Source organism: Mucilaginibacter sp. P2_A5, assembly GCF_056404995.1.
The window spans coordinates 32,696-45,420 of record NZ_JBFUCY010000038.1 but is presented as its reverse complement, the minus strand read 5'-3'; the positions used below and the strand labels follow the sequence as shown (position 1 = coordinate 45,420).

At 43.1% G+C, this 12,725-nt stretch carries 12 protein-coding genes; 5 read left to right on the top strand and 7 right to left on the bottom strand.

The window, feature by feature from the left end; translation table 11 throughout:
• Positions 1-24: 24 nt before the first annotated feature.
• From pepT to AC1DXF_RS25460, 3 genes are all read left to right on the top strand, one after another.
• Complete coding sequence (gene pepT, locus AC1DXF_RS25470) at positions 25-1,275, top strand: peptidase T (protein ID WP_477451519.1); 1,251 nt, start codon at positions 25-27, stop codon at positions 1,273-1,275.
• Positions 1,276-1,345: 70 nt separating this feature from the next.
• Positions 1,346-1,840 (top strand): N-acetyltransferase family protein, encoded by a 495-nt coding sequence (locus tag AC1DXF_RS25465; RefSeq protein WP_477451518.1) that lies wholly within the window; start codon positions 1,346-1,348, stop codon positions 1,838-1,840.
• 127 nt (positions 1,841-1,967) lie between these two features.
• Positions 1,968-2,522 (top strand): DinB family protein, encoded by a 555-nt coding sequence (locus AC1DXF_RS25460; RefSeq protein ID WP_477451517.1) that lies wholly within the window; start codon positions 1,968-1,970, stop codon positions 2,520-2,522.
• A gap of 119 nt (positions 2,523-2,641) precedes the next feature.
• On the opposite strand, the gene AC1DXF_RS25455 is transcribed toward AC1DXF_RS25460, so the two are convergent.
• Positions 2,642-4,294 carry a 2-oxo acid dehydrogenase subunit E2 gene (locus tag AC1DXF_RS25455; protein WP_477451516.1) on the bottom strand — a complete coding sequence of 551 codons (1,653 nt, stop codon included), beginning with the start codon at positions 4,292-4,294 and terminating at the stop codon, positions 2,642-2,644.
• 183 nt (positions 4,295-4,477) lie between these two features.
• Positions 4,478-5,473 (bottom strand): pyruvate dehydrogenase (acetyl-transferring) E1 component subunit alpha, encoded by a 996-nt coding sequence (gene pdhA, locus AC1DXF_RS25450; protein ID WP_477451515.1) that lies wholly within the window; start codon positions 5,471-5,473, stop codon positions 4,478-4,480.
• Between the two features lie 505 nt (positions 5,474-5,978).
• On the opposite strand from pdhA, the gene AC1DXF_RS25445 reads away from it, so the two are divergent.
• Together AC1DXF_RS25445 and AC1DXF_RS25440 are read left to right on the top strand one after the other, a co-directional pair.
• Positions 5,979-6,569 (top strand): C40 family peptidase, encoded by a 591-nt coding sequence (locus tag AC1DXF_RS25445; protein WP_477451514.1) that lies wholly within the window; start codon positions 5,979-5,981, stop codon positions 6,567-6,569.
• Between the two features lie 40 nt (positions 6,570-6,609).
• Positions 6,610-7,776 (top strand): CapA family protein, encoded by a 1,167-nt coding sequence (locus AC1DXF_RS25440; protein WP_477451513.1) that lies wholly within the window; start codon positions 6,610-6,612, stop codon positions 7,774-7,776.
• A 42-nt stretch (positions 7,777-7,818) separates the two neighbouring features.
• On the opposite strand, the gene AC1DXF_RS25435 is transcribed toward AC1DXF_RS25440, so the two are convergent.
• The 5 genes from AC1DXF_RS25435 to creD all read right to left on the bottom strand — a co-directional run bounded on the left by AC1DXF_RS25435 (position 7,819) and on the right by creD (position 12,691).
• Positions 7,819-8,328 carry a phosphoribosyltransferase family protein gene (locus AC1DXF_RS25435; protein ID WP_477451512.1) on the bottom strand — a complete coding sequence of 170 codons (510 nt, stop codon included), beginning with the start codon at positions 8,326-8,328 and terminating at the stop codon, positions 7,819-7,821.
• A gap of 290 nt (positions 8,329-8,618) precedes the next feature.
• Positions 8,619-9,017, bottom strand: coding sequence for a hypothetical protein (locus tag AC1DXF_RS25430; RefSeq protein WP_477451511.1), 399 nt, complete (start codon positions 9,015-9,017; stop codon positions 8,619-8,621).
• 150 nt (positions 9,018-9,167) lie between these two features.
• A complete protein-coding gene (rlmD, locus tag AC1DXF_RS25425; RefSeq protein ID WP_477451510.1) occupies positions 9,168-10,574 on the bottom strand; it encodes a 23S rRNA (uracil(1939)-C(5))-methyltransferase RlmD in 1,407 nt (468 codons plus the stop codon).
• Between the two features lie 251 nt (positions 10,575-10,825).
• Complete coding sequence (locus tag AC1DXF_RS25420) at positions 10,826-11,272, bottom strand: hypothetical protein (RefSeq protein ID WP_477451509.1); 447 nt, start codon at positions 11,270-11,272, stop codon at positions 10,826-10,828.
• Positions 11,273-11,341: 69 nt separating this feature from the next.
• Positions 11,342-12,691 (bottom strand): cell envelope integrity protein CreD, encoded by a 1,350-nt coding sequence (creD, locus tag AC1DXF_RS25415; RefSeq protein WP_477451508.1) that lies wholly within the window; start codon positions 12,689-12,691, stop codon positions 11,342-11,344.
• Positions 12,692-12,725 lie beyond the last annotated feature (34 nt).

Sequence of the window (12,725 nt, the reverse complement as noted above, 5' to 3'; positions counted from 1 at the left end):
CCGAAAATTTCACTAATATAGCTTATGAGTTTTAATTCCCCGCTAAGTTTTACAGTGACCGACCGCTTTTTACGGTACGTTGCCATTGATACGCAATCAGACCCCACTTCGGTTACGTTTCCATCAACAGAAAAGCAAAAAAACTTAAGCCGCCTATTGGTTGATGAGTTGCTGGCTATGGGTGTACATGACGCCCACCTGGATGAATTTGGCTATGTATACGCAACTATTCCATCAAATACCAGTAAACAGGTGCCCGTAATTTGCTTTTGCTCGCACGTGGATACAGCGCCCGATTGCAGCGGCGCCAATGTAAAACCCATTGTACATAAAAACTACCAGGGACAGGATATTATACTTCCCGACGATAACACGCAGGTTATTAAACTAGCCGATCATCCCGACCTTAAAAATCAATTGGGACATGATGTTATAACGGCCAGCGGAACAACCCTGCTGGGTGCCGATAACAAAGCCGGTGTTGCCGAAATTATGGATGCCTGTTACCAGCTTTTAAATCATCCCGAAATAAAGCACGGTAATATCCGTATATTGTTTACCCCCGACGAAGAAGTTGGACATGGGGTAGAACATGTTGACATTGCCAAACTTGGCGCTTATGCCGCCTATACCATTGATGGCGAAAGCGCGGGTAACATGGAAAATGAAACCTTTAGCGCAGATGGTGCCCGGCTGATTATACAGGGCGTAAGCGCCCACCCCGGCTTTGCGAAGGGCAAAATGGAAAGCGCCATAAAAATAGCCGGTGAAATTATAGCGGCTTTGCCAAATGAACTATCGCCAGAGCACACGGAAGCACTGCAGGGCTTTGTACACCCGGTGAGTATAGAAGGGCATGTAGAAACAGCCGGCATTGATTTTATTATCCGCGACTTTGACGAGGATAACCTGAAAAGCCATGCAGATGTGATCCGTAAAACAGCCAACGAGGTTTTAAAGCGGTACCCGAATTCTGCCTATACCTTAACCGTCAGCCAGCAGTACCGCAATATGAAAAATGCGCTGGAGCAGCATCCCGAAATTGTTGCCAACGCCATGGAAGCGATAAACCGTACGGGCTTAACAGCCAAATTATGCAGCATAAGGGGCGGTACCGATGGCTCGAGATTATCATTCATGGGCCTGCCCTGTCCCAATATTTTTGCCGGCGAGCACGCGTTTCACAGCAAGCAGGAATGGGTATCGGTGCAGGATATGCAAAAGGCGGTTGAAACCATTTTGCATCTTTGTATGATATGGGAAGAAAAAGCATAGTAAAGCTTAATGCGTAAAGCAGAAAGCTCAAAGCCAGTCAACTTATTTGAGAATAACAGAAATATAAAAAATGTATACTATAAGGAAAGCAACAGTTAACGATATTGATACCATACTGTACATAGCCGATACCACCTGGTGGGCAACCTACGGGGCCATATTGGAGCGCGAGCAAATTGAATTTATGCTGGCCGAGATTTATTCGGCAGAAAAAATAGAGAAACAAATAGCCGGGGCCTTGCAAACCTACCTGTTACTGGAAGAAGAGGGCACGCCCGTGGCCTTTGCAGGTTACTCGCCCCGCGATGAAAATCCTGACATCTATAAGTTGCATAAATTATACTGCCTGCCCCAAACGCAGGGTAAAGGTTACGGCAAAATATTGATAAACGAAGTAGCCAACAAGACAAGGGAAGCGGGCAAAGAAATTCTCGAGCTCAACGTAAACCGGTATAACCAGGCCAAATCATTTTATGAAAAAATGGGCTTTGCAGTTGCCTACGAAGAAGACATCGCCATTGGCCCTTACTGGATGAATGATTACGTGATGCGAAAGGAACTGTGAGGGGCGATAGTGCCAGTCGCCTTTAGCGAAAAAACAACCTGTCGCAAATCGCCCTTAAATTGTCCATATTGCCCCGGCCGGATAATATTGTGCCTGCCGATATTTGATTATCAATTAATACAGTATTATGGATACTCAAACAATCACAACAACAGAGAATAATTTACCGAAACCTTTAACTATTTTGCTTGAATCGACAGTTGATGAATTGATGCAGGCTATAGCATTAGTAAAAGCAGGAGATTTTAATCGTGCGCCACAGGCCGGGTCATGGACGCCGGCGCAACAATTGGAGCATTTACGACTTTCGGTACAGGGCGCGGTTGCAACGTTAAATGGCCCGGCAAAAGTTACGACACGCAGCCCCGATCAATTTGTCGACGTCATAAAAGGGATTTTTTTAGATTTTGAAGCCAAATATGCCGCAGCAACCTCGTTAATACCCGATGACAAGGACTATGATAAAACCTTGCTGACAAATGAACTGGTATCAATTTTTGATACGTTAAAAGAGATCATTCGAAATCAAGACCTGACGGGTACCTGCCTTGAACCCGAATTTCCGGGAATAGGTTTGCTGACACGGCTGGAATGGGCGGCAGTAGCCAATTACCATACCTACAGGCATGTGCAACAGTTGAAAGCAATTGCACAGGGCTTCGCTTCGTCAGCTGGAAGCTGACACTACGATTAGCACGGGCTGGAAGCCCGCGGCAGCTATATAAAAAGAGCGATGAAGTATAACCCTCATCGCTCTTATATTTAAATCCGAAATCGAAATTCCGAAATCCGAAATCAAAATTATATCAGCAATCTAACCGGTTCTTCCAATAACGATTTTAACGTTTGCAGGAAGGCTGCAGCCGTAGCGCCATCAACCACACGGTGATCTGCACTCAGGGTAACCTTCATTACGTTACCTGGTACCACAGCCCCGTTTTTAACAACCGGAACTGCCTGGATGCCGCTGACAGCAAGAATACAAGCGTTTGGTGTGTTAATAATAGCGGTAAACTCATCAACACCAAACATACCAAGATTTGATATGGTGAAGGTTGAGCCTTCCATTTCGGCAGGTTGTAATTTTTTAGATTTTGCTTTGCCTGCAAAGTCTTTTACCTCAACCGAGATATGGCTTAATGATTTACCATCGGCAAATTTGATAACAGGTACCAACAAGCCCTCATCAACAGCAACGGCAACACCAATATGAATATGCTCGTTTGTGCGGATTTTATCGCCCAGGAATGATGAATTAATCGCAGGGTGTTGTTTTAAGGCAACAGCACAGGCTTTTAATACAAAATCATTAAACGATATTTTAACCGGGGCAACATCATTAATACGGGTACGGGCTGCGATGGCCTGATCCATATCAATGCTCATGGTTACATAGAAATGCGGAGCGGTAAACAAGCTTTCGCTTAAGCGGCGGCTAATGGCCTTGCGCATTTGCGTAACTGCCCTTTCGGTAAATTTCTCTTCGCCGGTATAGGTTGGTAATACTATAGGCGCTTTTGCCGGAGCAGCAGATGCCGATGCCGGAGCAGCAGCCAGTGTTGGCTCAGCAACCGGTTTGGCAGCTGGTGTATATTCTTCAACATCTTTTTTAATAATACGGCCGCCTTCTGCGCTGCCTTTTACATCATTAAGGTTGATACCTTTATCTTTTGCTATTTTGCGTGCAAGTGGCGATGCCTTAACGCGGCTGTCATCAGCAGATGTTGATGAAGAGGCAGGCGCGGCATCAGCAGTTTCGGTTTTGGCTTCAGGAGCAGCTTCCGCAGCAGGTGCAGGTGCATCATTGCCAGCCTGTAATAAAGGCGTAATATCAGTTCCCTCTTTACCAACAATGGCAATAATGCCATTAACAGCAACTGCTTCGCCTTCTTTTACACCAATGTATAATAAAGTACCGGCTTCGTAACCCACAACTTCCATGGTAGCCTTATCGGTTGCCACATCAGCCAATGAATCATCAGCCTTTACCTTATCCCCTACTTTAAAGTTCCATTTTTCAATGGTACCCTCTGTCATCGTATCACTTAAAAGCGGCATACGTATAACCGCAGCCGGTATGCTTGATAGATCAACCTTTGGCGCAGCTGTGGCTGCAGGTTTTTTATCGGCAACAGGCGCCGGTTCAGCCGCCTTCTCTTCTTTCTTTTCAGCAGGTTTGCTACCACCATCTGCCAGCGCGGTTTTGTAATCTTCGCCTTCCTTACCAATTACGGCAATAACCGCATCAACCGGAACGGCTGCACCTTCTTCAACACCTATAAACAACAAGGTGCCATCCTGGTACGATTCAAAATCCATGGTAGCTTTATCAGTTTCAACCTCGGCCAATACATCGCCTGATTTTACTTTATCGCCAACTTTTTTATGCCATTTAGCCAATACCCCTTCGGTCATGGTATCGCTCATTTTAGGCATCTTAACTACTTCGGCCATATACTTTTTATATGTGTTATAATTTTAGTAATAACTTTTTAAGTCCTAAGTCTGGAGTCTTAAGTTCTAAGTCAAAAAAACTTAAGACTTATGGCTAAAGACTTGCTATTTATTCAAAACCTTTTAAGCCATTAGTTCTAAGTCAAAAAACTTTATACTTAGAACTTAAGACTTGCGACTTATTTAATCTCTAATGTATGGATAATCTTCCTGAACGTATACGTCGGTATATAGTTCAGATGCTTCAGGCCATGGCGACTCTTCGGCAAACTGAACCGCTTCGTCAACAATAGCTTTAATTTTGGCATCAATCTCTTCAAACCATTTATCGTCGGCATACTGCTTTTCAACAATCGTTTGTTTAGTCATTTCAATCGGATCTTTTGCCTTGTAGCTTTCCAATTCCTCTTTAGTACGATATTTCTGCGGATCGGACATGGAGTGACCTTTAAAGCGGTAAGTACGCATCTCTAAAAAGGTTGGGCCTTCACCTGCGCGGGCACGTGAAATAGCTTCGTCCATAGCAACGTGTACAGCAGCTGGATCCATGCCATCAACAGCCGATGAAGGAATACCGTAAGGCAAGCCTAATTTATAAATATCAGTTTGGATGGTAGTACGCTCAACAGAGGTACCCATGGCGTAACCATTATTTTCGCAAATAAAAATTACAGGTAATTTCCAAAGCGCGGCCATATTAAAAGTTTCGGTAAGCGCTCCCTGGCGTACAGCACCATCGCCCATGTAAGTGATGTTTACAAACTCGGTACCTTTATATTTTTCGGCAAACGCAACACCTGCACCCAATGGCACCTGGCCGCCTACTATACCATGGCCGCCGTAAAAGTGTTTGCTTTTATCAAACATGTGCATTGAGCCGCCTTTACCTTTTGAGCATCCGGTAGCTTTACCATACATTTCGGCCATGATAGCTTTGGGAGTTACACCCTTGGCCAAAGCATGGGCGTGATCGCGGTATGCGGTTATCATGCTGTCTTCCTGTTTCATTACAGACATGGCACCGGCCAGTACGGCCTCCTGCCCAATGTACAGGTGGCAAAAGCCCCTGATTTTTTGTTGCCCGTATAGTTGTCCTGTCTTTTCTTCGAACTTACGCATCAACAGCATTTGTTCGTACCACATCAGGTAAGTGTCCTTAGTTATTTCGATTGAACTCATGTATTTAAACAGTCAATTTCTTGGAGTAAAGCGCAAATCTAATTATATCCTTTAAATTATCGAAACCGGAGCCAAATGTTATGCAGTTTTATTTTTTATTTCTCATAGCGTGCATTTGGTAAGCAATATCGGCAGCATTTTGTTCCATTTGCCAAACTTTATAAGGCCGTTTTTAATTTTCGCCAAAGTGTTTTTGCTAACTTTCTGTGTTTGAGCCGTTCAAAAACCGCGATTGTCTTGTTTTTGGGATTTTTTTTACCCTAAATTTTTGGATAAAAAGTTATTGATGCACAAAAATGGTAACCATATATATTGATCCTTCGTAATAGGAATAGCTTTATGTTAAAAAGATTTTTAGTATAGAAGCTATATTTATATTTTTTGAAAAAAAAGTGCGTTTTATTTGCAAATTTAAAAAATATGGATAGTTTTGTATTCAACGATAGACAAAGTGTCTGATTTAATAAACAACTTGTTGGCCCTAACAACAATTTTAACGGATTAAATGAAGAAATTTGCCCTGGCTATTGCCCTAATGTTCATTGTTTTAGCTTCGCAAGCACAAACAAAAACCACTCCAACTGTTACCGAGGATAAAACCGACGAACAGGAAGGTTTAGCGAAAACTTACTTATCCCAAATTATGGGTGTAGCGTTATCTGCAACCTCAAACATGAAACTTTTTCATTTTGTTTATGACTGGATTGGTACCCCTTACCATTTTGGCGGAGAATCAAGAAAAGGCATCGATTGCTCGGCATTCACCAAAGAGTTATACAGCGAAGTTTTCAACCTGGATATTAAAAGAAGTTCACGCGATATTTTCAGCATGGTTAACCCTGTTGGTAAGGATGAGTTAAAAGAGGGCGACCTCGTTTTCTTTAAAATTCACAGCCGCCGTATTTCGCATGTAGGCATCTACCTGGGCGATGGAAAGTTTGCCCATGCCTCATCAAGAGGAGTAGCTATCAGCAGCCTTGATGATAATTATTACAGCCGCTACTTTTATAAAGGCGGCCGCTTGCTGGCATCATTTAAAGATCAGCTAACCAATAGCAATGTTGCAACAAATTCCGACGACGATAATACCAACTAAAGAAATTCAATAAAATACTTAATTTAGTCCCGTCATAAACATGAAGGGACTTTTTTTTTATACCAAACCTTACCTGCTGCCTGTTATAACGTGCCTGGTTATTCTTTTACCGGCTTGCCAAACACCGTTGCAAAAACATTTTATAGTAAAGCAAAAAAAAGCAGCTACCCAAAAGGCCGAGCCGCCAAAGCCCGTCCCCATCATTACTCCCGACTCGCTTTGTATTGCTGCCGTTGGCGATATTATGCTTGGCACTTCATACCCCAATAACACCACCCTGCCACCAGATAGCGCCATAAATAGCTTCAACGCCGTAAAACCCGACCTGCAAGGTGCCGATGTGATATTTGGTAACCTTGAAGGATCGCTGTTAGATTCGGGCGATCCGGCGCATTACAAACTGCATCAAAAAAGCAAAGCCTTCCTGTTCAGGATGCCTACAAAATATGCTTCGGTTTTAAAGAGTGCCGGATTTAACGTACTTAGCCTGGCCAACAACCATATCAGCGATTTTGATATTAAGGGCCGCAACAGCACCACCAAAACATTGGATAGCCTTGGTATTAATTATGCGGGGCTGCTGATAAAGCCATCAACAGTTTTTGAGGTAAATGGCATAAAATACGGCTTTTGCTCATTTGCACCCAATGCCAACACGGTTCCTATACTTGATTTAAAGGGCGCAGCCGGCATCATTAGCGAGTTAAAGCAACGATGTGACGTGGTCATCGTATCTTTTCATGGCGGCGGCGAGGGTGTTAATTATGAGCACGTGCCCCGTAAAATGGAAAGTTATATTAATGAAAAGCGTGGCGATGTATACGCCTTTGCCCACAACGCTATTGATGCCGGCGCCGATCTCATTTTTGGCAACGGCCCGCATGTTAACCGCGCCATGGAGGTGTATAAAAACAGGCTTATCGCCTACAGCCTGGGCAATTTTTGCACTTACCGCAGCGTGAGTGTTGCCGGCGTTTGCGGCTTTGCACCTTTATTGAAAGTATACGTTAACAAAAGGGGCGAGTTTTTAAAAGGTAATATCATTTCGTTCAGACAAACGCATGATGGCGGTCTTATGCGCGATACCTTAAATAGTGCGGCTACCAGGATCAGGGCGTTAAGCGAGAAAGATTTCGCCGGGGGAGGGCTCAATATTTCAGATAGCGGTGAAATTGTAGTACCCCAGGAAGAATTGAGCAGCAACTAACAAACGAAAACGCTTTGTGTAAGCACATTAAATTTTGCCGGCCTATCTTAAATAAACCGCGTCTTCTTCACCCTCTTCATTCATCACAACATCTACGTGTTCTTTGATTACTGTTGATAAGGCCATACCTGCAAAATCGGTAGTTACGGGGAAGCTTTTATGGTTACGGTCAATCAAAACAGCGGTACGAAGTTTTTTAAGCGGTACATCCAGGAATACACCGAAGCCATAGGCCAGGGTTTTGCCGCTGTTTAACACATCATCAACCAGTATAACTACCTTGTTACTGCAGTCATTTACTTCAAAATCGATATTGGCCTGCAGGCTGCTGCTTTGTTTATCCAGCTCGATAGACAATAGCTTGCTGGTAAATGGCGCTATGTTATCCAAAATGGTTTTCAAACGCTGGGCTATGTGGTTGCCGCGGGGCAAAATACCGGCTATCAGAATTTCTTCCTCATCAAAATTATCTTCCAGTATCTGGTAGGCCATACGGTCAAGCTTTTGCTGTATCTGCTGCCGGTTTAATATCAGGAGTTTCTTTTCAGACATTGTTTTGTTGTAATGCTGTAAATATACAAGTACGTTTCAACGTTTAGCAAAGATGTTCGGAAGATTTTAGTCCCCTCCCAACGGGAGGGGTGCGGCTGGCGTGGAGCGCAAAGGCGGGGAGGGGTTTATGTGAGCGATGGGACTGCACCGCTTGAACGCCTGATTAACCCCTACCTCCCCCTTCCCCAAGGAAGGAATCGCGCATTCCTCGCGCTTTTGTATTTCTTCCAGACACTTAAATGTTTAGCAAAGTAACTTTTCAACTTTATAACCTCAAACACTCCAACAATCTATTTTTTATAGGGCACATAAACAAAGTTTGCTCCCTCGGGCACTACCACAAACACGCACATATATTCGTCGGGATTTTTATAACTGCTGATGAACCGTTCTTTCAATTCCGGTTTAATTACGCCACGTTCGGTAAACTCTTCAAGTGTCGAGGCATGAATGCTCCAGTCCGAATTCAAATCGTGCCTGTCCAGTATCAATTCGCCCAATTTAAGCTCATGCTGGTGGGCAATAAAAATAGGGTATGATGATAGCCCTTCCATCATGATCTCGATGGCTACCTCATGGATAGAATCCTTAAAAAATTTAAGATCGCGCTCCAGGCTCAACAACGGACTGTTTTTGGCCGGTTGCGGCTGATTATCGTTATCCTGATTTAACAGATCTTCGGGTTGCATACGTTGAAAAACTCTAAAAAATAAATTCTAAACTCTAATGGGAAAATTCTAAACTCTAAAAAAATAAATTCTAAACCATAATCGGGACATTCTAAGAAAGAAAAGAGACAGAGCTGGAAAATCCACCATTCCTCTTTCTGATCTCCATACTTACCCCCTCAACACCAGCAACACCACATTTTCCACATGCTGTGTATGCGGAAACATATCTACCGGTTGTATTTTCACAGTGTCGTATTTTTCTTTAAGTACAAGCAAATCGCGGGCTTGGGTAGCGGCATTACAGCTTACATAAACAATTTTAGGCGCTTCAATTTCCATCAGGCGGGCAACCACATCCGGGTGCATACCGGCACGCGGCGGGTCGGTGATGATCACATCGGGCTTGCCATGCTCAGCTACAAAACCGGCTACCAAAACATCCTTCATATCCCCCGCGTAAAATTTGGTATTGGTGATGTTGTTAATAGCCGAGTTTATTTTTGCATCTTCAATGGCTGTTGGTACATACTCTACCCCAACAACTTCCTTTACACTGCCTGCTATAAAATTGGCTATGGTGCCTGCTCCGGTGTACAGGTCATAAACCAGCTCGTTACCGGTAAAGCCTGCAAAATCGCGGGTTATTTCGTAAAGGCGCAGGGCCTGGATGCTATTGGTTTGGTAGAACGACTTAGGGCCGATACGAAATTTAATCCCGTTCATTTCTTCATGAATGTATTCGGGGCCTTTAAAGGCTATCACATCCTGGTCGAAAATAGTATCGTTCTTTTTTTGGTTAACGATATATAATAAAGATGTGATTTCAGGGAAACCGGCATCAATAAAGTTCATCAGCTTATCAACTTCTTCCGGCTCAACGTAGGCAAACACTACTATAACCATGATCTCCCCGGTTGACGATGTGCGCACAATAAGGTTACGCAACGTGCCTACATGATTACGCAGGTTATAAAATGAATACCCCTGCTCAATCACAAAATCGCGGATGCTGTTGCGCAAGTCATTCGATGGTTCGGCCTGCAGGTAGCAGTGCTTTACATCCAAAATTTTATCAAACCGGCCGGGGATATGAAAGCCAAGGGCGTTCATGTTCAGCTCTTCATCTTCTTTGTTTTCGCCATCGTACAACCAGCGTTTATCGCTAAAGGTATATTCCAGCTTGTTACGGTAGTAACGGTCGGCGGGCGATGGGATGATATCCATGATGCCATCTACGTCAATTTTGGCTATCCGGCCAAGGGCATCAGCAACAGATTTTTGTTTGAATTTAAGTTGGGCCCCATAGGTCATGTGCTGCCATTTGCAGCCGCCGCAGGTACCAAAGTGCTCGCAGAATGGCGTGGTACGGTATTCTGATGCCTGTTTCAGGTTAAAAATTTTGCCTTCGCCAAAATTCTTTTTGCTTTTGTAAACCTGTACATCTACAATATCGCCGGGGATGGCTTTATCAACAAAAAGCACAAAGTCGTCGGTTTTGCCCACGCCTTTTCCTTCTTCGGCAATATCAATTATCCGAACGTCTTCAAAAAACTTCTGTTTTGCAACTTTATTCATCAGGCTGCAAAGGTAACAATCAGAATCAAGAAGTTAGAATCAAGAATCAAGACGAAAAAAGCAACAGCAACATTAAAGAAATAAACCCATTAAATAGCTTACAATATCTGTTAACGGATTAAACTCAATATCGAACTGCTCGTCTACCTGTTTTGAAAAATCTGTTAGTTCGCGGCTCATAATTTTAAATTTACTATGCAAACATAGTAAATATTATACCATATACCAAAGTAGTATATGGTATAATATTATCAAATGGTGATACTTCCCGTATCATCTCCCATTTTTAACTCATAGAAATAGGCTCCTGAAGCGATGCAAAGGCATGTAAACATCATGAAGTAATCAAAATCATTTTTTGCATGGAAAAGCCACCCGAACACAAATTGAAACGTTCCGATAGTTAGTAATATTCCCGTTCCCATAGCGATATATTTAGGGTAAACTTTTAGCGGGAAAAGCCCGATGGCTATATAAATAACCGCGAGCAACAAGAGCCATGTAACCACAGAAAAGATGCCTGCTATAAAAACACAGAAAAAATAGGCGGCTAATTGATCTGAAATAGAAATATATCCGCTAATACCTCCATGATAACGCCATTTTTTTAAGTCGACCATAATCTGGTTTATGGCAGGCGCAATCAACAGAGCGGTTACCCATATTTTAAAGCTGTAAGAAAGAGCATTTGATTTCATGGTATTGATATAGGTACCTTTTGATTCTAAATGTGATAAGGTTTAGGTATACATAGAGTTTAGGTTTGTTTAATGTTTATCCCAGTTGATTTTCCTTGAAAAATACATAAGGATGCCAACTATCAGGAACAGAGCTATACTCCCTACCATCAGCGCCAGGTCTTCCAACTGGATGATCACGAAAATAAACGTGTAAAATACCGATAGGATAAAAGCAAATAATACCGCCGCCATCCTGTTTTTTAATATAGAGGCTATGAATGTTGCAACAAGGCCGATGGTTGCAACAGATGCCACAAGGTAAGCAAAGTTAAAACCAATTTGCTCTGAGAAAGACAGCAACAGCAGGTAGTAAATGATCATGGCCGCAGCTATCAAAACATAGTTAAAAATGTGAATGCTTTGCTTGCGGATAACCTCGGTTAAAAACAGGGAGATAAAAGTAAGCAGCACAATTAAAATGGCATACTTGCTGGTGCGGGTGGTTTTTTGATACTGATCAACCGGTAAGCGAAGTTTAATTCCGAAAGTAGCATCGGCTTGCTTTTTCTCGTTGTTTAGCAGCCCGGTGTCGTCAACCCACTGCTGTGGGAACGGCCGGTTATAATACAACATTTTCCAGTGCGATTTAAAACCGCCGCTATCTACCGTGCGTTCGTCGGGCAAATAACGGCCGTCAAAGCTTGGGCTGGCCCAGCTGCCCTTGGCTTCCACATCGGTAGTTTTTCCCAGGTGCAAAAAGCTCAGTTCCTGGCTCCCCTTCATATCCAACTCATAATCAAAGGTGAATTCACCATCTTTTGTTCCCGATAAATCGATGGCTGTTTGCAGACCATCGCCCGGTAACAAAGTGCTATTAAATACAGGCTCGACTGTTAAGGTTTGGCCGGCTGCTTTAATCACCGGATTATTTTTTAGACCTTTTAAATCGGTAATGCTAAAAATAAGGTGTGCCTTATTCAGCATAAGCTGATCTGCGGTTAAAGAAAGACCGGCCAGGCTGGCCTTTGAAAAGTTTCCGGATACTTTAACAAGCGAGTTATAAACTGCTACATCAAAAATGCCCCTATGCAATATCTGTGTATTAAGACCTGCTTTAATATTTAAATTATCGGGCAGGATATAAAGGTTTTCCATAACATCTTGCGTGGTTACCTTATTGGATGTATCCATTTTTTGGATATGCTTTCTGTAAGGAATAACCAATACCGGCCCGGTTACCAACTGCTCGCCCGACCATTTGTCTGATACATCGCTTATCATCTCGTCCTGCCGCTGCGCCCGCTCACTTATCAGGTTATTAATCAGCGACGAAGGGATGAGCAATACAATAATCAGCACCCCAATAAAAAGTAATTTAGCTGTAACCGACTCCTTGAGCCAGTCCATTATTCCGCGTTGTTTAGGTTCTTCCATCATTTCGTTTTGCTAAAGTACTTTGTATTTAAAAGTT